Source organism: Paenibacillus wynnii (genome assembly GCF_030812855.1).
Lineage (GTDB): Bacteria > Bacillota > Bacilli > Paenibacillales > Paenibacillaceae > Paenibacillus_AQ > Paenibacillus_AQ wynnii_A.
The window spans coordinates 131,905-154,965 of sequence record NZ_JAUSTK010000003.1; the positions used below are offsets into that span (position 1 = coordinate 131,905).

Sequence of the window (23,061 nt, forward strand, 5' to 3'; positions counted from 1 at the left end):
GACCCAGCGGACGCTATTTACTCCATTTACCTGAATTCCTTATCTATGCGGACTCTGAAGGCCTTATTCACAAGAATTCGGCTAGAAAATAGCCCAGTACTCACAAATAACGGCATCTGTGTCCGCATAGAGTTCTTCACCCGATCTACCTAAATATATATACTTTAGATGCTGCTATTTGGCACAAGCTTATTTATATTTAAATGTGTCTTAATATTACATTTTATTCCGTATGATTACTATAACATCCCACAAAAAAACAGACTTCAGACCCTTATATTTAGGTCTTGAAGCCTGTTTGATTGTTAACGCGCAAAGGGAAGCATTACAAAATAACTGAGTGCAGCAACTATTCCTAAACCCATCGCCCAAGCCCCGGTTGTCTTTTGTCCGCGGCCATAGGCGAAATATCCAATTACTGCAGCAATCGGACCCAAAATAACAGACCACAGGAACAAGGAAGCAATTCCGAAGGCAAGCCCTACATATCCCATTGTTTTTCCGCTAACCATGGTTTGCGCTTGATCACTGATTTCTCGGGCAATATTGGGTACCCGATTTGGAAGCGGGCTGATTTCCTCCGCATACTCTTCATCAAGCTTACGATCTCTACGCGGATAATCCACTCTTCGAGGCTTTAAAATGATTCTCTTCGGCTCCGAAGGTTCATTTGTACCTTGAGTATTCTCTGTATCCATTGGCTGCCTCCTAAGACTTTGGCTTAAAGGTCAAACAACAGGTAGCTGAAGAACTTACCGCCGTATCATGGTGCTTATTCCCTAGAGTCATCTCTTCTGCAAATTCTTCCTTGTAGCTGCTTCCTACATGCTTGTCGATCTCGATAATGATCTCGTTCGCTTTGCAAATATTGCTTGAACCCCAATAATTACAATTGCTTACACTGCAGTTAACATGTGTTTTTGCAGTATTCGACATATAATATCACCTCGGGTTCATTATACCCACCGTAATTCGGCTTTATCCGATGAGCAACTTCCAGTTCATGACATCGGTTCATGACACCGGTTTGTAACTAAAAAAAAAGGATTGGTCTCTTCATTTTTCATGAAGGAACCAATCCTTTTAGGTTTTTGGGTTACATTCTTATGGGTTAGATTACACCTGATTCTGCATACGGCGCTCGGTCAAATAATCACTTTCATAATAAGTGAGATCATCACGAAGTTCCTCGTACACTTTTGTGATATCCATGATAATATCGCGTGCCTGGCGTACCGGCTTTTTGCGGAAACGAATGGCATCTTGTCCTGTATAAGCATAACGTCCATCTTCAGAATAGCTCTCATTCTTCGGGTAGAAGAAGTTATTAACACCATAATGGTAAACGTTATAAAGCGCTTTTTGCGCAAAAGATTCATCGAATGTGGCGCGTCGCAGAGCAACTCCCAATTTCTCATAAGACATCTCAGAGAAAACAAGCAAATGTCGAAGGTCAGACAGGAAACCTTGGTAAAAATGGACCATTTCCTCATCCTGATCTGTATCTAACTGCGGCAACGCATTTTGATTCAGGAATAATTCCATTTTCTCAATAGCGTATTTCAACTTTTCTCTGGTCGTTTCACTCAATTTATGCACATTGGCTGCTGTCATGGCGGTTGCTCCCCCTTATTGTTCCTTGCTTTTGTGTTGTGGTTGTTTTTTATGTTCTGATATTATCATAAAAAACTGGACGACGGTATCCTTTTCTAAAATGCATAAAATTAGCGTTCCCTTCTCAACCTACAGATAAGACAGTGTGATGAAGGAGCGGAAAATATGTCTCGAAAAAACATAATGCTTGCCGGCCTGGTTACTGCGGCATTTACCGCTGCTATATTGATTTTCGCCTGGAGGCCTGCTACTCATGAGATTGCGGAAGCCCCGGGCAAGCCTCAACCCCAAGTAGAAAAAACTATGAAAAAAAACGCACTGAATCAGGATGTGGACATGACCGATCGATTAAACAAAGTCGATGTAAGCAGACATTTAGGAACCCTTCTCTCCAAGAATCATGATTCATCAACATCAGATGTAGCAGTGTATGCTCGAAAGCTACAACAGGAGCACGGGTATATTGCCATGCTGATGTGGATCGATTTCCGTACCAACAAGACAATGATCTTCAAATCCTCTCTCCCCAAAGGAAGTGAGACGGAACAGAAACAGCTCCAAAAACATATGAAGAGTGCCAAAGCTGCTGTCAAGGGACATCAATCGTATGAGTCGCCTACCTTAATTATCGGATCTGAGAAATATTATTTCATAGCCCAACGTGATCAGGAGGGGACAACCGGTGTGATTGCGTTGATTAATCAGAAAGTATTAGGGCGGGTTACCGACCACCAACTGAAAAATCTACGCTTGATCCCCTATCCGAAGGAAGGTAGATATCATGTTGAATCCGTTCATGCGGATACGCTGCGTGATATGACCGTCAAGACGGGGCATGATAATGAGAATGCAAGTCATTATTATGAGAATGAAATTGTTGTCCGATTCCCCAATGGACATCTGACGGAAGCACAGTTAAAGGACATTTCAAGGGATATTCATTGCAAAATGCCGCGCAAACTAGGATATGCCTATATTTTCCGTTCATCCGACATGAATTACACCCAGCTTAAGCCTTATTTCACCAATAATTGGCACCCCCTGTATTCAGAGCCTCACTATATGTATTTAACCAATGATAAGGTAAACGAAAATACAGAAGGGAATCTTCCGCCCAATGATTTACTATTTTCCACGTATCAGTGGAATCTTCCGGCAATTGAGACAGAGTTGGGCTGGCGGTTATCCAAGGGAAGCAATGATGTAATTGTTGCTGTGGTAGATACTGGAGTCCAAGCCAACCACCCTGATCTGAAGGGAAAGCTGCTTGCAGGCTATAATGCAATCACAAATGGATCAACGCCTGATGACGATGTGGGGCATGGAACTCATGTAGCAGGCATCATAGGAGCCTTAGTAAATAATTCCGAAGGTGTAGCGGGGATCAGCTGGTACAACAAAATACTTCCGGTTAAAGCGCTCGACAATTCTGGGGCGGGCACCACTTATTCCGTAGCGGAAGGCATCATCTGGGCAGCTGACAATGGCGCTAAGGTGATCAACCTAAGTTTGGGTAATTATGCCGACTCCCAATTTCTGCATGATGCCATTAGATATGCATATGACCGGGATATCGTAATTGTATCTGCCGCCGGAAACGACAATACGGAGCGGCCCGGTTACCCGGCAGCATATCCAGAGGTACTAGCAGTAGCTGCCACCAATGCCTCTGCGGAAAAAGCATCCTTCTCAAACTTCGGAGATTATATTGACTTGACAGCACCCGGGGAAAGTATCGCCAGTACGTACCCCGATAGCCAATATGCGGCGTTATCCGGGACCTCTATGGCGAGTCCTCATGTTGCCGCATTGGCCGGTCTGGTCCGTTCTCTTAACCCCGACTTATCGAATACTGAGGTTATGAAGCTGATGACAGATCAGGCCATTGACCTCGGGACTCCAGGTCAGGACAAGTATTACGGCTGGGGTCAAATCGATATCTTCAAAACCCTTCAAGCCGCCGGCGGCGGGGATGTCCCTTTGCAGATGTGGCCCCAGCGGGTCCGACAGCAGTTCGATCATTTAATACAGCGGATTAAAAACAATCCTTAATTAATCTTTTTAAGATATTCGGAAAGTAAGGTAAAAAACAATTTCAAACCTTGCTCCATATCCGACTCTGACAATTGAGCGTAACATAGACGGATATGCCTAGACCTAATCTCCCCGGAGTAACATACATCGCCTGGCAAAAAGGATATGTTCTTCCTTTTGGCCAAAGCGTGCAATTCCGTAATATCAGTAGTCGGCGGCAGCTCCAGCCAAAGGCTCAGTCCCCCCGCTGGAAGAACCCAACTGACCTCGGATGGTGCATACTGTTTCAGCAGCTTAGAAGCCTTCTCCATGCGCTTATGCAATGCAACACGCAGATGATCCGCATAAGCGTTGTATTTCTTGGCGATGAAGGGCAGCACTGCCCGTTGTGTAAGCAGGGGGCTGCCAAGGTCACTGGCAGATTTGGCAGCAATCAGGCGGGAAAGAATATTACCTTCGGCAGCGACGCAGGCAATTCTGCAGCCGGGAGCCAATACTTTACTGAAGCTTTTCATATATACAACATGCCCCTCGATATCCATTGACTTAATGGGGGGCGGCGGAGGCATATGGAAGTAGAGATCACTGAACGGGTCATCCTCCACAATTAGACAGCGGTAGCTGCGAGCCAATTCCAGTAGCCGCTGTCTTCTTGCTGTGCTCATGGTGACACCGCTTGGATTCTGAAAAGTAGGGCAAGTATAAATGAGTTTCGGGGGTCTTTGATCACATAGCTTCGTAAGAATATCGACCCTCATCCCTTCACTATCCATGGGTACAAATATCATCTCCGCTCCACGTCCGGCAAAGACATCAATAGCACCTGTATAGCTAGGAGCCTCCATATAAACCGTATCACCGGGGCCTACAAAGGTGCGGGCTACTAGATCTATCCCTTGCTGTGACCCGCTTGTTATCATTAGATTAGAGCTCGGCAGTACGATTCCACGCTCCTGCAAATGAGCCTTCATGGTTTCCCGCAATTCATGATCTCCTTGAAAATTCCCGTAAGTTGCCATTAACTCCGGCTGTTCCAACACCAAAGAAGCCATTTGAGCCCCGATGGGCTTCAATGGCAGCAAGTCAGCATGAATAGCTGCCAGATGAAAAGGATATTTCACCTCTGAGTAATCAAAATTCCGCCAAAGCTGCGCCCTAGGTAAATAATCATCATATTGCTGAGGCCAATAGGCTTCTACATAGCCCTTTTTCTGTTCCGCATCCGATACAAAACAGCCTAATCCATGCTCGCAGTGAATTAGTGCCTGTCTTTCCAACTCTGCATAGGCCTTACTAACCGTGACCTGACTTACCTTTAGCGCAACAGCCAGCCGACGCACAGAAGGTAAGCGAGCTCCACGTTCCAGTAAACCTGAAGATATCCGAGATCCTAACGCTTCGCTGATCTGTGTAGGAAGTGATTTTCTTCCATCTCGATTCAATTCAATATGCAAGGTTATCCCCCTAACTGTTATATCGAGTGCTTTACTGTTATACCGCTCTGCCGCTATGATACCATCAATCGAAAGGTGGAGTGAAATTTTATGAACATCAATTATTCAAATGCAGCTAAGCATTTAGGCTCTTCAGCAGTTCGCGATATTCTAAAGCTGACTCAAGGCAACAATATTATTTCACTTGCTGGCGGTCTTCCCAGTGAGGATCACTTCCCACTGAAAGCAGTTCAGGAGGCGTACTCCCAAGTGCTTTCCTCTAATCCCTCCGTACTTCAGTACGGATTAACAGAAGGCTACGCTCCATTACGAGACAAAATTGCCGCAAGACTCTCCTCACAAGGCATCCCGACTTCATCGTCAGAGATAGTGTTAACTACAGGTTCCCAGCAAGCTATAGATCTTCTATGTAAAATCATACTCGACCCGGGAGACACCGTACTAGTAGAAGCCCCAACTTATCTTGCGGCTCTACAAGTACTGGGCTCTTACCGTGCGGACATTCAAACACTCGAAAGCGACGTAGACGGGATACTACCCGATGATCTGGAAGACAAGCTGCGCAGATACCGCCCTAAGCTGTTATACGTTGTCCCTACCTTCAGCAATCCTACCGGGGCAACCTGGAGTCAAGAGCGGAGAATAAAAGTAGTTGAACTTTGCAGGAATTACGGTGTACTTATTCTCGAAGACAATCCTTACGGTGAAATCTCTTTTCAGTCCGATAAAGACGTTTGTCCATCCACGCTTGCAGCCATAGACCGGAGCTACTCTGGAGATTATTGTGTAGCTTACACAGGTACTTTCTCAAAAATCGTTGCACCTGCCCTTCGAACCGGCTGGATCGTTGGTGGAAGCGAGTTGATTAAGACTCTGGCTAAAGCGAAACAAGCCGCTGATCTGCACTCCAGCACCATTGATCAACGATCATTGGATAATCTGCTCTTAAATTTTGATTTAGCGCAGCACATCTCTATAATTTCCCGGGAATATCATTCGAGAATGAATAAATTGTCTTCGGAAATAACTTCCCGTAATTGGGAAGGCTCTTTCTTTCGTGAACCTAAGGGCGGAATGTTTCTGTGGTTAACGCTCGCTGAGCATGTTAACTCCACCGAACTGCTTAAGTTGGCTATTCCCAAAGGAGTCGCCTTTGTTCCAGGAGAAGTATTCTATTCGTCCCTGCCCCAGAAAAATACGATGCGCCTTAATTTCACTCATACAGCTCCAGATTTGATCCCTCTTGCGATAGAACGTCTGGATAGTGCCTTAGTGGAGTTCAACAAGAAGAAACAGCTTTGCCGTCCTTAATGGGAGCTTATGCTTCCGAAGAAGCGATACTCCGTATCGCTTTCAGGTATCCGTTTCTCGTAGAAATATAAGCAAAGTATACTGAAAACTTATACTTTCTTATATTTGAACAAAAAGACGACGTCACCGGTATAACCGAGTGACGTCGTCGTTAAATTATAAAATGTAAGATTATAATGTTGCAGTTAGGAAAGTTTGTCGTAAGCCGGGTTCTGTGCTCGTCGTGGTTCATACGGGAACTACCCTCCCACCATAAGCGACAATCATCTATCTAGGCCGTACATTACTGCACAGCTCCAGCGACCAACCTAGACGCGCCTCAGGCGAAGGCTGCCTCTTCCGGTGAAGGATCAGCGGCGTCTCATTAGGTCTTGCTCCAGATGGGGTTTACCAGGAACGAAGTCACCAGCGTTCCTCGGGGTCTCTTACACCTCGGTTCCATCCTTACCTGTGCCGCTCCCTAAAGAGCGGCCATCGGCGGTCCATTTCTGTGGCACTTTCCTTCGGCTCGCGCCGACTGGATGTTATCCAGCACCCTGCCTTTTGGAGCCCGGACTTTCCTCCCGTGGCGTTCTCACGCCACCGGCGATTGTCTGTCAAACTTTCCGATCAACATTGTATATTATACAGACATACTGCTACCGAAACAAGTGTAAATGGTTGGAAATCCGCCGCTCCATCCCTTTATAAAAACTGAAAAGGTTCCGTATTTACCTGCGAAGCATAAACAGAAGTTTCGTATTTATCTTCGACAAGTTTACCCGCCATCCACTCTCTTACTTTTTCCTTCATAATTTTCTCGGCGTTATGCCCCGGATCAATAAGTGTAATACCGGCCAGAAAAGCATCTTGAGCAGTATGATAATCTATATCTCCGGTAACAAGCACATCAGCACCGCGAAAAATCGCATTCTTAAAATATTTTGCACCTGACCCACCTATTACTGCGGCTTTGCGAATAGGGCGATCTAAGTCTCCAACCACGCGAAGCTTATCAACATTCAGTCCCGTTTTAACCCTGTCGACAAACTCCCGGAGGGTTACGGGATCTTTCAGTTTCCCCACCCGGCCCAGGCCGAGGCTACGGCCTTTAAGATCCATTGAATAGAGGTCATACGCTACCTCTTCATAGGGATGTGCTTTAAGCATAGCCTGCACAACTTTGTTACGAATAGTCAGCGGAACGATGGTTTCAATCCGAATCTCGTCAGCCCGCTCCATTTTCCCTTGCTGCCCAATATAAGGATTAGTACCCTCTTGCGGAATAAAAGTACCGTACCCCTCAATGTTGAAGCTGCAATGGCTGTAATTGCCGATCCTGCCTGCTCCGGCGTTCAGTACAGCATCAAGCACCTTTTGATGATGATCCTTCGGTACGAATACAACCAATTTCGATAGCTGTTCCGTATGAGCATCCTTGATCGGAGTACCGTTCTCTATTCCCAGAGCCTCAGCCATCCAGTCATTCATACCGCCTTCAGTAACATCCAGGTTAGTATGACTAATATAAACGGCGATATCGTTCTTAATCAGTTTTTCGTAAAGTTTGCCCGCAGGTGTATCCGTTTGAATGCCCTCCAACGGCCGGAAAATAATAGCATGATGAGCAATGATCAGATTGCAATCCAGCGAAATCGCCTCTTCGACCACTTCATCATTGACATCAAGAGCAACCAGCACATTCGAAATTTCCTTTTGCAACGTGCCAAGCTGCAGTCCAATTTTATCCCAATCATAAGCTAAATGTTTTGGAGCCAGCTGCTCCATATATTGAACTACGGTTTGTCCTTTGGCAAGCATTGAAGCACCTCCGTGATTTCCTGAATCCGGGCTTGGATGGTGATCCGTTTTTGTTCGGCAGATTCTAACTCCGAGCGGGAAAGTGAGGCTAAAATAGTCTCCAGCTTCGAGATCTCACCTCTCCATTTACTATGGAATGCAGCATTAGGAGACCTAAGCAGCCAAGGACCCATCTGTACCAGCATCTCCCCTCCGCACTTCACCTTGCCACCATCCAATAGCAACTCTTTGTAAAGATTCTCATTCGACAGTTCAGACCCCTTAACCTCAGGCACCGCTGTCAGCACTTCATAAATCTTACCGTCTTCTTCTAAAATATTCTCGGCAATGAGCACCCAACCGTTATCAACCAGCCAGCGCCGCAGAATATCCTCAGCAACATTGGGCTGCAAGGCCAGGACCGAGACACCCTGAAGCTTTCCGTTGGCCTGCCCGCGATTCAAAATAGAGGCAATTAAAGAGCCCCCCATTCCTGCTATGGTTATACAATCCACCTCACCGGGCTTCAGCACTTCTAGACCGTCCCCGCGTCTTACGGATATTACCTTTCCTTGTCCAGCTGCTGCAACAGCCTTACAGGCCGCGTCAAAAGGTCCAGGGTTCACCTCACCGGCAATCGCAAACACAGCTTTCCCGCTTTCGATTGCTGCTATCGGCAATAAGGCATGATCAGAGCCTATATCTGCGAATTTGCTTCCTGTTGGGATTTTGTCCAATAAAAGATGGAGTCTATTCGATAATTTAATATTGTTCATGAAGCCACCCACGCAATCCATTTTTTTCTAAATATGAATAACAGCGCCAAACCAATGGCGATTTTTAATAATAGTATATACGAAACCCAATGAGGATAGCCGTGTCTAAGCAGAAGACTGTCCAGTTCAGGTAATAACCAAATCGTTGCTCCAACTGCGAAATAAACCCCTGAAACACCTTTAATCCGGTGATGCAGAAGCCAGCTTAGCCATATCATCAGTATACAAAGCGGAAGCCATAACATTTCAAGCTCCAATACTGACGCCTCTGGACGAATCCCTCCGAAAAACCCAGCATACAGCAACGCCCAGAACACAAAGCCGCAATATTGCAGTAGGCCGATACGTAGTATAAACCCCAGAATACACCATAGTATCCCACAAGAACCAATTAGAATAGGCCGCCAAACTTCAGGATCGAGATCATGAAGCGCAATCATCCACATTCCGAAACCAAGCGTCAGCACGCTGCCAATTCCAGCCAACATAAGGCTTATTACCCTTTGACGATCTTTCAAAACCCCTGAGTATCCATAACAGACGAGCAGCAAAGACAAGGCTGTAGCCAGTTGCAAACTCCATGGAAAAACGCTAAAATAAAGACTAATTAAGAAAATGAAGGAAATAATTCCAAAACCAAACAGCCAAATTTTAATGCTTCCCTGTTGAAGATTATGTAGCGAAACCGGATTACCGTTCTTAACGGTAGCTTCATCATCGTACAGATTAGTTAAGAAATCGCAGTATTGCTCGGATAGCAACCTGTTCTTCCTCCAGTACTGAATTTCTTTTAAAATGATGTCACGTTTCTCCAAATTCAACGGTTCATCCCTCTTTCCAGACACATTTACTATCCTAATTTAAAACTAAAAGGACCTCCTGCCACTGTGCAGCAGAAGGTCCAATAGATAAAAACTATTCGAGGAAATCCTTAAGTCGTTTACTACGGCTTGGGTGACGGAGCTTCCGCAGTGCTTTGGCTTCAATCTGACGAATACGTTCCCGGGTTACGCCGAACACTTTGCCGACTTCTTCGAGAGTTCTTGTTCGTCCATCATCAAGTCCAAAACGCAGGCGAAGCACATTCTCTTCCCGCTCCGTGAGCGTGTCCAGCACGTCCTCCAGCTGTTCCTTCAGCAATTCATAAGCAGCGGCATCCGCCGGAGCCAATGCTTCCTGATCTTCTATGAAGTCGCCCAGATGAGAATCATCCTCTTCACCAATTGGTGTTTCCAGTGATACTGGCTCTTGGGCAATTTTCATGATCTCTCTGACTTTCTCTACTGTCAATTCCATCTCAGCCGCAATCTCTTCTGGTGAAGGTTCACGTCCGAGCTCCTGCAGAAGTTGACGGGATACACGAATCAACTTGTTAATGGTCTCAACCATGTGCACTGGGATCCGAATGGTCCGCGCTTGGTCCGCAATGGCACGGGTAATCGCTTGACGAATCCACCAGGTTGCATAGGTACTGAATTTAAAGCCCTTGTTGTGGTCAAATTTCTCCACGGCCTTAATTAGACCCATGTTACCTTCCTGAATAAGATCCAGGAACAACATGCCACGCCCAACATAACGTTTGGCGATACTCACCACGAGACGTAGGTTTGCTTCTGCAAGACGACGTTTTGCTTCCTCGTCACCATTCTTGATACGCATAGCAAGCTCAACTTCATCATCAGCCGATAATAGCGGTACACGACCGATTTCCTTCAGATACATACGGACGGGGTCGTTAATTTTGATTCCCGGAGGCAATGACAAATCATCGTCAAAGCTAAATTCTTCGTTCTCGTTGTTCTCATTGTCCTCGCTTGGCCGAAGAGTCGATACTTCCTCATCGTTCTCATTCACGACTTCAATGCCGAGGTCACTCAGCTGCTCGTAGAATTCCTCCATTTGTTCAGGGTCTTGATCAAACGGCGACAATTTCTCCATAATATCTTTGTAATTCAATGATGATCTTTTCTTACCTTGCTCAATAAGTTGATCTTTGACCTGGTCCAATGTAGATTCGGCTTCCAGTTCAGTATGCTGATCGTTCGCCATAATTCGACTCCCTCCTCCCTAGGTACATCCTGTGGGCATTTCATTGTCTCTCTAGGGCTATAATCTCACTTGCTATTTGTGCCGCACGCAAAAAATCTCCGTTTTTTTCCGCCCCGATCATCTCTTCCCGCTTCTGCTCCATCCTGCGTTGCAGAGGAAATCTCTGCACTTCGCGGATACAGTCGTCCAGAACCTGTACATTCCAATCCGGTGGTGTGTCCATCATAGATATTGAGGTTGCAGTCTTCTCCAGACGGTCATCTTGAAGTGATGATAGAAACCGGCTTATATCCGGTGGTTTGCCTTGCGCGTAAAAGGCGTATAGATAAGCGGCAATTGCCGCATGATCATCGATGTTGAAAGCTTCTCCCAGACGTTCACCTACATAGCTTGCAGCCTCTGGATCCTGCAACATAAAAGACAGTAAACGCCGTTCCGCAACATGATAAGCAGGCAGTAAAGTTGGAGTCTGAACCTGCCCTTTTTTATGCCTACCATTATTCCACCTTTTGTCGTTATTATCCCCTTCGGGAAGGTTTTTTTGCATAGAGGCTCTGAGTAAGTTACAATCTTGCTTCAAACTGTCATAAGACAGGTCGAGCTCAGAGGCAATTTCCCTTAGATAAACCTCTCTCTCCGTGGAAGAATGAAGCATGGCAATGATCTCAATCGCTTCTTTTGCATAAGCGATTTTGCCATCTTCCTCTAGGAGTATATGGTTTTTTTTCAGATATATAAGCTTAAATTTTACGGTGGAAACTGCAGATTCGATTACCTGTTCTCTGAACCTGTCCCCGCCGTAACGGGATACGAATTCATCGGGGTCCATCCCGCTTGGCAATAAAGCGATCTTGACCCGAAGGCCGTTTCCTTCAAGCAGTGGAATAGCCTTCATAGCTGCGGCTTGTCCTGCCCGATCACCGTCATAGGACAGTACAATCTCATCAGCCATGCTCTTCATAAGCGCCATATGGTTCTCTGTAAGCGATGTCCCCATTGTTGCTACTCCGTTATGCACACCTGCATCCCAAGCCGATATGACATCCCCGTATCCTTCAAATAGTACGATTTGCCGCGTTTTGCGAATGGATGCTTTGGATTGGTGCAAGTTATACAATATCCGGCTTTTGTTAAATAGTTTGCTCTCTGGAGAATTTAAATATTTCGGCTGACCCTCTCCAAGAACCCTTCCAGCAAATGCAATTACCTTGCCTGTACGATTACTGATCGGGAAGATAACCCTGCCACGGAAACGGTCAATATAACCTTTCCCTTCACCTCTGGCAGATAACAGGCCGCCTTTCTCCATCTCAGCGAGATCAAAATTTCTTTTCTCCAAAAATTGAAGCAGTGTATCCCAGCGGTCCGGAGCATACCCGATCTGAAATTGGTCAATCATTTTATCGCTGAAATTCCGGGATCTTAAATATTCCATTGCGGCTGTGCCGTGTTCCGTATTTTTCAGCAGATAATGATAGAACTTTGCAGACCATTCATAAGCTTGAATTAATCGGTCTCGTTCCGGATCGGATGCAGACAGCACGCCTCCTTTTCCCTCGGGGATCGGAATGTCACTTTCCTCGGCCATTATTTTAACTGCTTCGGGGAAGGATAGTCCTTCGATTTCCATCCTGAACTTGATGGCATTTCCACCCATACCGCAGCTAAAACAATGAAACACTCCCCGGTCTGGAGTAACTGTGAAGGAAGGGGTTTTTTCCGAATGGAACGGGCAGAGGCCCCATAAATATTTCCCCCGCTTGGTTAAATGGACAACCCTGCCTACGGTTTCGGCAATATCATGCCGCGCCAGCACGCTTTCGATGACCTCTTCCGGAATATTACCGTGTCCGCTAGCCACCCTAACCACCTTCATCTCTTAACAAATAAATATAATTCGCTATCGCTGGACATTCTCCTGCAAAACCGTTAAAAGTTTTGTCAGTTTATGTTGAAAAAAAATCTTTTCCTCCGCAGTTATCGCTTTTGGGCCTTTGGAATAGTGACCGCGTCTTCGCTCAACTGCTCTGGCATGCCTGCCTTCCAGCATGAAATCCATAGTAGTATCCTGATACGATTGCCCCCGAAAAGAGAGAACGTTACACCGTTTACCCAGTGCCAGCGCCGCCAATCCATAATCCTGGGTCAAGACAATATCGCCCGGAGTAATATGATTCGCGATATACAGATCAGCACTTTGGTCGCTGCTGTCCACCTGCACTACAGTAACACCATCCTCAGCTTTTAACACATGATTAAAAGAAGAAACCATTATCACCGGAATGTTAAACATACGGGCAGCGGCAGCAATCTCCTTTTTAACCGGACAGGCATCCCCATCAACCACTATGGTTCTTCCCGGAGTTCCTTCCATGAACATCACCAATTTCCCGTGTAATATATATACGCGCTGACGGTATGAAATCCTTCTTTGAAAAGCATAAATACGGAACGGATGACAAAGAGACGCATTGGCACCGTTCCGTATATTTATACCCTAATCCATCATTCTATACCATGAGAGGTTCATTTTTCATAAAAATCCCTGTAAAATTACCAGACCAGCTTGCTAAAATCCGCAAAGACTTTTGTATCCGCATCAATACCGGCCAACAAAGCCAGACGATTGGAACGTACCTTCTCGTCATCCGCCATAACCATAACTGAATCAAAAAATCCGGTAACCGCATCTTTTAATCCTGAAAGGATACGAAGTGCCTCGTCCGCATTTCTAGCAGACAACGCTTCATGATATGGGGCGTGAAGAGATTGCCAAGTCTCGAAAAGTTTAACTTCAGCATCATCTGACAGCAGAGCAGGATCTACAGATCCACCTTGTGCCTTGGCTGCCAAATTACCAACCCGGTTGAAAGAATCTACGGTGATTTTGAAGTCCTCTTGGGTCTGCACGGCATCATTAAGCGCACGGCTTCTGGAGACTACGGCCACAACATCATCATAGCCTGCCGCAATAACTGCATCCACAACATCGTAGCGCACATTGTCGGATAATAAACGTTTTACACGAAGTCCGAAGAACTCGTACAGGTTTATACGCAGTTCGGTACCAGAATGTTTCATATTACGTGATTTTTCATGAACCTGTGCAGCAATTTCAAATATTTCCTGCAGACTGATGGACAGCTTATGTTCCAGAACAATTTGTACAATCCCGGCCGCTTGACGACGCAGCGCATAAGGATCCTGAGAGCCTGTAGGAATTATACCAATCGAGAAACAGCCGACGATGGTGTCGATTTTATCAGCGATACTCACGACATATCCAGCTTCTGATGCAGGAACTGCTTCTCCTGCAAAACGTGGCTGATAGTGCTCGAATATGGCTTTAGCGACAGTATCCGACTCTCCGGCTTTACGGGCGTAATCTTCACCCATAGTTCCTTGAAGCTCAGGGAATTCATAGACCATCTGTGTAACCAGATCGAATTTGCAAATTTCAGCCGTACGGCTAACCTCTGCTGCAGTAGTTGCTGCAAGACCCAACTTCAGGGACAAAGCATCAGCAATTTGTCGAATCCGGCGAACTTTATCACCGATACTGCCCATCTCTTCGTGGTACACGATATTTTCCAGCTTAGCCAGCGCATCCTCAATCTTAAGCTTTTGATCCTCTTGATAGAAGAATTTAGCATCCGAAAGACGGGCACGAAGCACCTTCTCATTACCTTTTGCAATCACATCCAGCGATACAGCATTACCGTTACGAACCGTTACGAAAAAGGGCAGCAGTTTGCCTGTCGCATCCAGTACCGGGAAATAACGTTGGTGCTCGCGCATCGAAGTAATAAGCACATCCTGCGGTATATGCAGGAAAGAGGGGTCGAAGGTTCCAAAAAGGACGGTTGGTGTTTCGACAAGGAACAGCACTTCTTCTAACAGATCTTCTTTAATCGCAATGGTCCAGTCTTTTTCCTTCGCAAGAGTGTTGATTTGATCCAGGATCAGCTGTTCACGTTCCTTTACATCCACAAGTACATGTTGAGCACGCAAGCTTTCCACATACGCTGAGGGCTCTGTGATCACGGCTTCGGATCCCAAGAAACGGTGCCCACGGCTTACATTCCCGGCTTTAACACCTGTGATTTCCAAATTTACTACATCTGTGCCGAAGAGCGCCACCATCCAACGGATCGGGCGGACAAATTTGAAATCATGAGTTCCCCAGCGCATATTTTTCGGAAAAGTCATGGCACTTACGATCCCGTTAAGTCCCTCAGTAAGCAGGGAAGCTGTTTCGACTCCATCACTATTTCTGGTAGCGTAAATGTATTCCACACCGCCAAGCTCTTTGAAAGTAAACTGTTCAGGAGTTACACCTTGACTGCGGGCAAAGCCAAGCGCTGCTTTGCTCCATTCGCCTGCTGCGTCCAAAGCAATTTTACGGGCAGGACCTTTAACCTCTTCACTGATATCTTGCTGCTTCTCAGCAACCTCCTTGACTAGAACGGCAAGTCGACGGGGTGTTGCATACGCGGTGACACCACTATGCGCAATACGAGAAGCCTCCAGCCATTTAGAAGTTCTATCTTGAAGCTGCTCCATTGCTGCTCGAATAAAGCGAGCAGGTATTTCTTCCAGACCAATTTCAAACAACAAGTCTTTAGACATGTTCAGCACCTTCTTTCTTCAGCAGCGGGAAGCCCAGCTTCTCGCGTTCCTCCATATAGGTCGCCGCTACAGTCCGGGCAAGATTACGTACTCTTGTTATAAATCCGGTACGTTCGGTTACACTGATGGCTCCGCGCGCATCCAGCAGATTGAATGTGTGTGAGCATTTAAGCACATAATCATAAGCAGGGAACACAAGATTCTTCTCCATGGCTCTGCGTGCTTCTTCCTCGTAGGTATTAAACAACGTGAAAAGCATTTTGACATCCGAAACCTCAAAGGTATAGGTTGAATGCTCGAACTCCGGTTGATGGAATACGTCACCATACGTGATACCGTCTACCCATTCCAAATCGAACACATTTTCTTTATCCTGTATATAGGACGCCAACCGTTCCATACCGTATGTAATTTCTACGGCAACCGGATTAGCTTCAATACCTCCGACTTGTTGGAAGTAAGTGAACTGTGTGATTTCCATACCATCCAGCCATACTTCCCAACCTAAACCTGCACAGCCTAACGACGGATTTTCCCAGTTGTCTTCAACAAAACGAATGTCATGTAGCAGCGGTTCAACACCAAGTGCTTTCAGACTATCTAGATAAATTTCTTGAATATTATCCGGTGATGGTTTGATAATCACTTGAAATTGATGATGCTGGTATAGACGGTTAGGGTTTTCTCCGTAACGTCCGTCCGATGGGCGGCGGGACGGCTCAACATAAGCCACTTTCCACGGCTCAGGTCCTAGCGAACGCAAAAAAGTCATAGGGTTCATAGTGCCCGCCCCTTTTTCCGTATCATACGGTTGGACGATAATACAGTTGTGTTCTGCCCAAAACTGCTGCAGCGTCAAAATCATCTGCTGAAAATTCATAATTCCACCGGCTCCTTCGCTTTTCACAAGTTTTATTGCACGACGGCGTAACGGTCGTTCTGAGAACAATTTCTGTAAAACAGTCCTTGCCACAGAACAAAAAGCTCCCGCCCCCATGCCTGATATACAGACATAGGGACGAGAGCTAATAATCTCCCGCGGTTCCACCCTACTTGATTTCGCTACGGAACCAGCCTTCATTCAGCCGGTACTCTCATCACGAAATCCACTTTTCACTGCCCTCTACGCACTCCCGGGTGCCCTGTTCATGAACATTATCCTGCCAGGCTTCCACTGCCCCCGGCTCGCTGAATTGGATCTTAGGTTCATTACTTTCCCGATCACTGCACGTCTCTCCATAAGTTGGAGTTACAACGGCTGTTTTATTCACAAAAAGAAACTGTACCCATAGTAACGGAATTTTCTCGTTTCGTCAAATATTATACTTATCCAGTTGATCCAAGAAATTTTGCGACTTGAGCCTAAGCCCAAGCTGGAAATCCATGATGGCTCTCATGACCTTTTTCAATTCCTCACGGGTATCCGCTTTAACATCCACATTCCCAAGCCTTGTTAAATCAAGCTTAGCGAACAGTCTCAGCAGCTTCAATGATCGCGGGGAAATCTCCATGGAAGGAGGATCATTATGCTTGCAGCTGCGGCAGAGCACCCCGCCAAGGCGGGGGCTGATCAATAGTTGATCATCAGGCTTCTCACGTCCGCATATCACACAATGTTCCAACTGTGGGCCGTAACCTGCAGCCTGTAAGATCTTCATCTCATAAACATTTATAATGACCCCAGGCTCTTTTCCTTCTTCCAATCCGTTTAGACAAGCAGCAAGCTGACGAAACCAGAAGCTGCCTGTTTCTTCATCATGGAGTACACGATCCAGCAGCTCGCAAGCATAAGAAGAGTAAGCAGCTTTCACTAAATCTTCACGTAATGGATGATGAGACTCCGTGATCTCACCCGAATTAAGCGTCCCTAAACCGCCGTTATTTCTAAAAAAAACAAATTGTCCGACAGTAAACGGTTGAATGAGCGCAGCATGTCGGCTTCTCGCCTTCTTAGCACCTCTCACCAGAACCCCTACCTTACCGGCATTCTCGGTGCAAAGCGTAATGATTGCGTTCCCTTCACCGTAGTCCATGCTGCGGATGACGATCCCTTCCACCCTGTGTAGCATGCCTCTTCTCCCAACCATTCGGCAAGCAACCAATCCTTACTGCGCTTCTTCATCATAATCCTTCTCTTCCCCCATCAGCAGATCCCCGTCGTTCACTGGCGGCTCACCGGCTTGCTTGTACAGCAGGTATGCGTCGACATCTCCAGTCATTGCAAAATACTTCCACGAAAAGTCTCGCATTCGTATTCATCCTTTCTTCGGAAACACGATGTCTCTTCGAAATTAGGATGTGCGATGATACAGGTTCTATCCTTGCAATTCCTGCCAACAACATGTTGGAGGTTTAAAGATCTTTATGGAAGCCTAAATCACGCAGTACGCGATCCTGATTGCGCCAATCTTTTTTGACTTTTACCCATAATTCCAAAAATATTTTGGAGCCCAGCAAATTCTCAATGTCCGTACGTGCCCGTCTTCCTACTTCCTTAAGAAGCGCACCCTGTTTCCCGATAATAATTCCCTTTTGGGAATCACGTTCCACAAAAATAACCGCAGATACATGTACGACGCCATTAGGTTCAAGCTTCATATCTTCAATCGCAACTGCAATAGAATGCGGCACTTCTTCGCGAGTTAAATGCAAAATTTTCTCCCGAATAAGCTCAGCGATAACAAACTGCTCCGGATGATCCGTTATTTGATCTGCAGGATAGTATTGCGGCCCCTCCGGCAAATATTTCTGAAGCTGGTCAAGCAGTGTATTCACATTGCTGCCAAATTTGGCGGACACTGGGATGATCTCAGCAAAGTCATGCAACTTACGGTATTCCGCCATCAGCGGTAAAAGAGCCTCGGGCTCCAGCTTGTCTATTTTGTTAAGGACGAGGATAACTGGTGTTTTCACATTATTTAGTTGTTCAGCAATATAACGGTCACCACCGCCCATTCCTTCTGCGGCGTCTACAAGAAACAGCACGGCCTCTACTTCACCCAGTGTGCTTAATGCAGTCGAGTTCATGTAATCGCCAAGCTTTGATTGACGTTTATGAATTCCGGGTGTATCCAGGAAAACGATTTGTGATTGGTTATTGGTGTAAACTCCATGAATTTTGTTTCTTGTTGTTTGCGGTTTGTCTGACATGATCGCAATCTTCTGCCCGATAACCTGATTCATTAAAGTCGATTTACCTACGTTCGGTCTGCCGACAATTGCCACAAACCCTGATTTGAATTTCATATGATCTTCCTTCCAAGATGGTTCTTATTTTAAAAACTTTTTCGATCCCCCTAAATCCCCCTTAGCCAAGGGGGACCCCAAGGGCCCCGGCCCTCTGGACACCCGGAATGGGCGTACCTGCGACGAACGGAGCATTGGAGGGTAATGGTGCTTGGAGCGCTAACGTTCCCTTGCGGGAACACGCTTAACTGCGGCGACGGTAAAGTCGAAGAAGATGGAGCATTGTGTTACTTTTGGTGTTATCTGATAAGGAGTGTGCTAACAGGCGCTGGCGGCTATGCCGCATCGCTTACTACCAACCCTATGTAACTCTAAACACACCACAAGTTTTAGCTTTAATTGTATTTTGTACAATAAAATAATCCTGAATCATTGATTATATCGATTTAACTGCATTTATTGCAGTTATATTGCTCACCTAAAGCCACACCATAACAATTTTGAGTATATAGTTGCATATTATACAGTTAAAATGAACATTTGATAATTCTCAAGGCGTTTAACTGCAGAAAGTGCAAGTATAGCTAATTACAACTCAGGCGCTTGTCCTTGTTCTAGATCTGCAGGACCAAATGCACCTGGCAGAAGATCACGTACCGTAGTCTCTCTCATCTCTCCCTTAAGGTTACCAAGAATAACCTTCATATCGGGATGACATAGCTCAATCATAACTTGACGGCATACGCCGCAAGGAGATACAGGCTCATCCGTATCGGCAATAACGGCGATTGCTTTGAAGGATCCGGGTTTATGACCGTCGGCTACAGCACGAAATAACGCGGTGCGCTCAGCACAATTGGTAGGTCCGAAAGCTGCATTTTCCACATTGCAGCCGTGATGCACATGCCCGTCTTGATCAAGTAGAGCAGCGCCCACTCCGAAGCGGGAATAAGGGATATACGCATTAGCGCGTGCTTTAGCGGCTTCTTGAAGAAGTAAAGCGGTATTCATAGTTGTCCCCCTAAAAGTTTTGTAGAGCAAAACCGGCTTCGTAAACCTATTGTTCGTGATGGAAGTACACTGATTATGACATAAGTCCTGTAATCCAGTCCATCACGGGATGGTAAAAGACATATATCCCCGTAATAACAGCAAACACCGCCGTAAGCAGGACAGCACCTGCGGCGGTATCTTTTGCGGTCTTAGCCAGTGGATGAATGTCCGACGATATGAGATCTACAGCCGCTTCGATCGCAGTATTGAGTAGTTCAGCACTCAACACAAGAGTTATCGCAAGAAGAAGCAGCATCCAACTAATCGGCGGGAGCCTGAACAAAGCAGCAGCAACAAGAACAACAACAGCTAGCCCGCTGTGCACCTTCATATTCAGTTCGCTTCTGAATGCACTTGCGATTCCCTGCGCCGCAAAGCGAAAAGAGTGCCAGAATTTTTTATGGCCCACTGCTGTGTTCTTAACCATTAGCGTGTCAGCCCGACTTGGCTTAGTACATGCTCCTGTTTAGACATCATCTCAGCCTCGGTAGCTTCATCCTGATGGTCATAGCCTAATAAATGCAAAAAGCCATGTACGAACAGGAATCCAAGCTCACGTTCCAGGGAATGTCCATACTCCGCTGCCTGTTCTTGTGCTCGTGTTACGGAGATTATGATATCTCCGAGCGCATTAGGAATCTCCTCAGATTCCTCGCCCTCTTCTACTTCATATATGATCTCCGGCTCATCTTCCCCGGTATCGTTCATAGCAAAAGACAACACATCTGTAGGGCGGTCAATACCGCGGAAATCCCGGTTTAGCTCATGAATACGCTCATTATTCACAAAGGTAAGATCAACCTCACCCTCATCTACACCCTCAAGCTCACCCGCTTTTTGCAAAATGGTCTCCAGAAGTTCAATAAGAGAATCACTAATCTCAAATTCATTCTGCTCGTTGTTCCAAATCATCTGTAGGCTCATCCATTTACAGCCCCTTCCTCTTTTTTCGGTTTACGCATATCTTCGGGATATTCTATCCTCGAATGGAAAATGCCCATTACCGTCTCTTTAAGCGTCCGTGATATAGTTTCCAGTTCTTTAATCGTTAGATCGCACTCATCAAATTGATGATCATCGAGCCGGCTTTTGATAATCTTTTCAATCATTGTCTCTACCTGACTCACTGTAGGTTTGCGTAGCGAACGCACTGCCGCCTCTACACTGTCAGCAATTCCCACAACTGCCGATTCCTTCGATTGGGCCTTCGGACCGGGGTAACGGAAGTCATCCTCGGTGAAATCAGGCTCACAACCCTTATCTTCTGCAAGTCGCAGTGCTTTATGATAAAAATAATGCAAAAAGGTTGTACCGTGATGCTGCTCGGCAATATCGCGTATCGGCTTAGGCAGCTTGTATTCCTTCAGCATCTCCACACCGTCGCGCGCATGGGCTACAATGATAGACTTACTTAGCTTAGGTTCTATCGAGTCATGCGGATTCTCCATCCCATTCTGGTTTTCTATAAAATAGAATGGGCGTTTGGTTTTACCAATGTCGTGATAATAGGATCCTACTCGGCATAGCAATCCATCCGCCCCAATGGCCTCCGCAGCCGCCTCAGACAAATTGCCAACCATTACACTATGATGATAGGTTCCTGGTGTTTCAGTAAGCAGCTTGCGGAGCAGCGGATGATTGGGATTGGATAACTCCACCAGCTTCAAGGCTGAAAGAATGCCAAAGGTGGTTTCAAAGAATGGCATGAGTCCGATTACCAACACCGCCGTTATCAATCCCCCCGCAAAAGAAAACCCGAGAGCATACAACGTATCTACTTCTTTCCAAACCCCGCCGTTTAGTAGAGATAGGATAAAGACTGTCAAAGCCCCGAAAAGCGATACCATTATACCGCCCTTAAGCAAAGTAGAACGCTGTCCAGCGCGGTGGGTAGCAAAAATAGCCACATACGAAACAATCAGGACAAAGAATCCGAAAGTAAAGTCGAAAATTGTATTTTGTTGAACATTTAATATAATACTCGCCAATATAGCAAAGAGAATCGAACAAAAATAGGCCAGTGTAATATCAAGCAGCATAGCTACCAGCATGGATCCAATGGCAACGGGAGCCAGAAAACCTATGTAAGGTCGGGCATCTGTTTGCAGATATGCCGCCAACCGCATAGAAATTATGGTAATTGCAAAGACAAGAACCAGCATCAACAGCTGGGAATTGTTGTATTTAAAGCCCGATGTTCCATTGTATCTAATAAAAGTAAGAAGTCCAAAAGTGAGCATGGATACAAGAAGCAGCAAGCCTAGCTGCGGTAAGTAATTAACTTCATTACGGAGCATTTTATTCTCATCCAGAAACTTGTACAGTTCCGGAGTAATAAGTTCTCCTTTTTTGACCATTACTTCGCCTTGTTCTATAAACACTTGAGGCGTATTCTCGCGGGCTTGAACCTCCGCTTCCTTAGTAGCGTCCTCGTCATAAAACTTATTACTTGTGATCACCAATCTAGTTATCTCTTGTACCACTTCGCGTGCAGTTCGTTGAGTGAGGGAGCTAACACTGACAAGCTCGGCTACCTTGGCTCTCGCTGTCTGGGCATCGGAAATCTGGTCGTTCATAAGCCGAATCACAATCTCCCGGGCAACAGGCTTCATCTCTATAATATCCTGTGATGTCAGACGCGGAATTTTAATAAAAGTCTCTTCCGGGATGACATAAGTTTGTTCCTTGATCTTAGATTGCATCTCATCCAGCAAATGCTCGGAGTAGGCATTGCTACTTCGACTCGAAGACACAAAATTCAATAAAAAGTCCCGAGCCCGCTGAGGAATTTCCTCTCGGTAAATTCCAGTCTTATCGCTTTGAGAAATGGAATCATCTTGATTAAGACGATCGATCCGATCCAGCAGCGAAGTAACTAGATTCTCACTTCGAGTCGGAATGATCTTGTATTTGGGCTGTACCTGTTCAGCTGCTTCTTCTTGCGCTTTCAGAGTAGCCTTGTTATCAGGTATCCTCATGGGGGCGGTTATTTCTTTAGCGCTATAAGTATTTTCTTTAATATCATACCGTTTAGGCAGGAGATCAGAGCTTAAGCTGATGTAGAACAAAATACCCAGCAGCGCAAAGAGAGTATAGCGCGTAAGCGCGCTATACTTCCAGCCGTAGTTACTATATACAAATCCACTAAGTTTAGACGGTTGCTTTGAAGCCATGAA

Annotated in this window: 22 protein-coding genes and 1 other RNA gene; 2 read left to right on the forward strand and 21 right to left on the reverse strand. The window is 45.9% G+C overall.

Annotated elements, in window-relative coordinates; genetic code table 11:
• Positions 1 to 305 precede the first annotated feature (305 nt).
• The 3 genes from J2T20_RS04600 to J2T20_RS04610 form a co-directional block, all read right to left on the reverse strand.
• Complete coding sequence (locus J2T20_RS04600; protein WP_307586026.1) at positions 306 to 698, reverse strand: hypothetical protein; 393 nt, start codon at positions 696 to 698, stop codon at positions 306 to 308.
• A gap of 10 nt (positions 699 to 708) precedes the next feature.
• Entirely contained in the window at positions 709 to 936 is a 228-nt protein-coding gene (locus tag J2T20_RS04605; RefSeq protein WP_307586027.1) for a DUF1540 domain-containing protein, read from the reverse strand.
• A 180-nt stretch (positions 937 to 1,116) separates the two neighbouring features.
• The gene (locus J2T20_RS04610; RefSeq protein WP_307586028.1) at positions 1,117 to 1,614 is read right to left on the reverse strand and encodes a YpuI family protein; all 498 of its coding nucleotides are present in this window, start codon (positions 1,612 to 1,614) and stop codon (positions 1,117 to 1,119) included.
• Positions 1,615 to 1,779: 165 nt separating this feature from the next.
• On the opposite strand from J2T20_RS04610, the gene J2T20_RS04615 reads away from it, so the two are divergent.
• Positions 1,780 to 3,666: a S8 family peptidase gene (locus J2T20_RS04615; protein WP_307586030.1), complete on the forward strand. Its 1,887-nt coding sequence runs from the start codon at positions 1,780 to 1,782 to the stop codon at positions 3,664 to 3,666.
• On the opposite strand, the gene pdxR is transcribed toward J2T20_RS04615, so the two are convergent.
• The gene (pdxR, locus tag J2T20_RS04620; RefSeq protein ID WP_307586032.1) at positions 3,663 to 5,102 is read right to left on the reverse strand and encodes a MocR-like pyridoxine biosynthesis transcription factor PdxR; all 1,440 of its coding nucleotides are present in this window, start codon (positions 5,100 to 5,102) and stop codon (positions 3,663 to 3,665) included. The two genes, J2T20_RS04615 and pdxR, sit on opposite strands and share 4 nt — an antisense overlap.
• A 90-nt stretch (positions 5,103 to 5,192) precedes the next feature.
• Between pdxR and J2T20_RS04625 the strand changes: the two genes are divergently transcribed.
• The gene (locus J2T20_RS04625) at positions 5,193 to 6,413 is read left to right on the forward strand and encodes an aminotransferase-like domain-containing protein (RefSeq protein WP_307586034.1); all 1,221 of its coding nucleotides are present in this window, start codon (positions 5,193 to 5,195) and stop codon (positions 6,411 to 6,413) included.
• Positions 6,414 to 6,599: 186 nt separating this feature from the next.
• Here J2T20_RS04625 and rnpB read toward each other — a convergent pair.
• The 17 genes from rnpB to J2T20_RS04710 all read right to left on the reverse strand — a co-directional run bounded on the left by rnpB (position 6,600) and on the right by J2T20_RS04710 (position 23,058).
• An RNA gene (gene rnpB / locus J2T20_RS04630) (RNase P RNA component class A) lies at positions 6,600 to 7,018 on the reverse strand.
• 79 nt (positions 7,019 to 7,097) lie between these two features.
• The gene (locus J2T20_RS04635) at positions 7,098 to 8,213 is read right to left on the reverse strand and encodes a Nif3-like dinuclear metal center hexameric protein (RefSeq protein ID WP_307586036.1); all 1,116 of its coding nucleotides are present in this window, start codon (positions 8,211 to 8,213) and stop codon (positions 7,098 to 7,100) included.
• Positions 8,189 to 8,968 (reverse strand): tRNA (adenine(22)-N(1))-methyltransferase, encoded by a 780-nt coding sequence (locus J2T20_RS04640; protein WP_307586038.1) that lies wholly within the window; start codon positions 8,966 to 8,968, stop codon positions 8,189 to 8,191. The genes J2T20_RS04635 and J2T20_RS04640 overlap by 25 nt, the downstream gene beginning before the upstream one ends.
• The gene (locus J2T20_RS04645; protein ID WP_307586040.1) at positions 8,965 to 9,813 is read right to left on the reverse strand and encodes a hypothetical protein; all 849 of its coding nucleotides are present in this window, start codon (positions 9,811 to 9,813) and stop codon (positions 8,965 to 8,967) included. The genes J2T20_RS04640 and J2T20_RS04645 overlap by 4 nt, the downstream gene beginning before the upstream one ends.
• Positions 9,814 to 9,883: 70 nt before the next feature.
• A complete protein-coding gene (rpoD, locus tag J2T20_RS04650; RefSeq protein ID WP_307586042.1) occupies positions 9,884 to 11,017 on the reverse strand; it encodes an RNA polymerase sigma factor RpoD in 1,134 nt (377 codons plus the stop codon).
• 40 nt (positions 11,018 to 11,057) lie between these two features.
• Positions 11,058 to 12,878, reverse strand: coding sequence for a DNA primase (gene dnaG / locus J2T20_RS04655; protein WP_307586044.1), 1,821 nt, complete (start codon positions 12,876 to 12,878; stop codon positions 11,058 to 11,060).
• A 39-nt stretch (positions 12,879 to 12,917) separates the two neighbouring features.
• Entirely contained in the window at positions 12,918 to 13,397 is a 480-nt protein-coding gene (locus tag J2T20_RS04660) for a YaiI/YqxD family protein (RefSeq protein ID WP_307586046.1), read from the reverse strand.
• Between the two features lie 173 nt (positions 13,398 to 13,570).
• On the reverse strand, positions 13,571 to 15,646 hold the full coding sequence (gene glyS, locus J2T20_RS04665) for a glycine--tRNA ligase subunit beta (protein ID WP_307586048.1): 2,076 nt from the start codon (positions 15,644 to 15,646) through the stop codon (positions 13,571 to 13,573).
• A complete protein-coding gene (glyQ, locus tag J2T20_RS04670; protein ID WP_307586049.1) occupies positions 15,639 to 16,526 on the reverse strand; it encodes a glycine--tRNA ligase subunit alpha in 888 nt (295 codons plus the stop codon). Before glyQ ends, glyS begins: the two co-directional genes overlap by 8 nt.
• A gap of 217 nt (positions 16,527 to 16,743) precedes the next feature.
• Entirely contained in the window at positions 16,744 to 16,917 is a 174-nt protein-coding gene (locus J2T20_RS04675) for a hypothetical protein (RefSeq protein ID WP_307586050.1), read from the reverse strand.
• A 42-nt stretch (positions 16,918 to 16,959) separates the two neighbouring features.
• Positions 16,960 to 17,715 (reverse strand): DNA repair protein RecO, encoded by a 756-nt coding sequence (recO, locus tag J2T20_RS04680; protein ID WP_307586052.1) that lies wholly within the window; start codon positions 17,713 to 17,715, stop codon positions 16,960 to 16,962.
• Positions 17,716 to 17,751: 36 nt separating this feature from the next.
• Positions 17,752 to 17,895, reverse strand: a complete 144-nt coding sequence (locus tag J2T20_RS04685) for a YqzL family protein (RefSeq protein ID WP_307586054.1) — start codon at positions 17,893 to 17,895, stop codon at positions 17,752 to 17,754.
• Between the two features lie 103 nt (positions 17,896 to 17,998).
• Positions 17,999 to 18,892 carry a GTPase Era gene (era, locus tag J2T20_RS04690; protein ID WP_307586056.1) on the reverse strand — a complete coding sequence of 298 codons (894 nt, stop codon included), beginning with the start codon at positions 18,890 to 18,892 and terminating at the stop codon, positions 17,999 to 18,001.
• Between the two features lie 528 nt (positions 18,893 to 19,420).
• Positions 19,421 to 19,843 carry a cytidine deaminase gene (gene cdd, locus J2T20_RS04695; protein WP_307586058.1) on the reverse strand — a complete coding sequence of 141 codons (423 nt, stop codon included), beginning with the start codon at positions 19,841 to 19,843 and terminating at the stop codon, positions 19,421 to 19,423.
• A gap of 73 nt (positions 19,844 to 19,916) precedes the next feature.
• Positions 19,917 to 20,312, reverse strand: a complete 396-nt coding sequence (locus tag J2T20_RS04700) for a diacylglycerol kinase family protein (RefSeq protein WP_307586060.1) — start codon at positions 20,310 to 20,312, stop codon at positions 19,917 to 19,919.
• Positions 20,312 to 20,809 (reverse strand): rRNA maturation RNase YbeY, encoded by a 498-nt coding sequence (gene ybeY / locus J2T20_RS04705; protein ID WP_307586062.1) that lies wholly within the window; start codon positions 20,807 to 20,809, stop codon positions 20,312 to 20,314. The genes J2T20_RS04700 and ybeY overlap by 1 nt, the downstream gene beginning before the upstream one ends.
• Entirely contained in the window at positions 20,806 to 23,058 is a 2,253-nt protein-coding gene (locus tag J2T20_RS04710; protein WP_307586064.1) for an HD family phosphohydrolase, read from the reverse strand. Before J2T20_RS04710 ends, ybeY begins: the two co-directional genes overlap by 4 nt.
• Between the last annotated feature and the right edge of the window lie 3 nt (positions 23,059 to 23,061).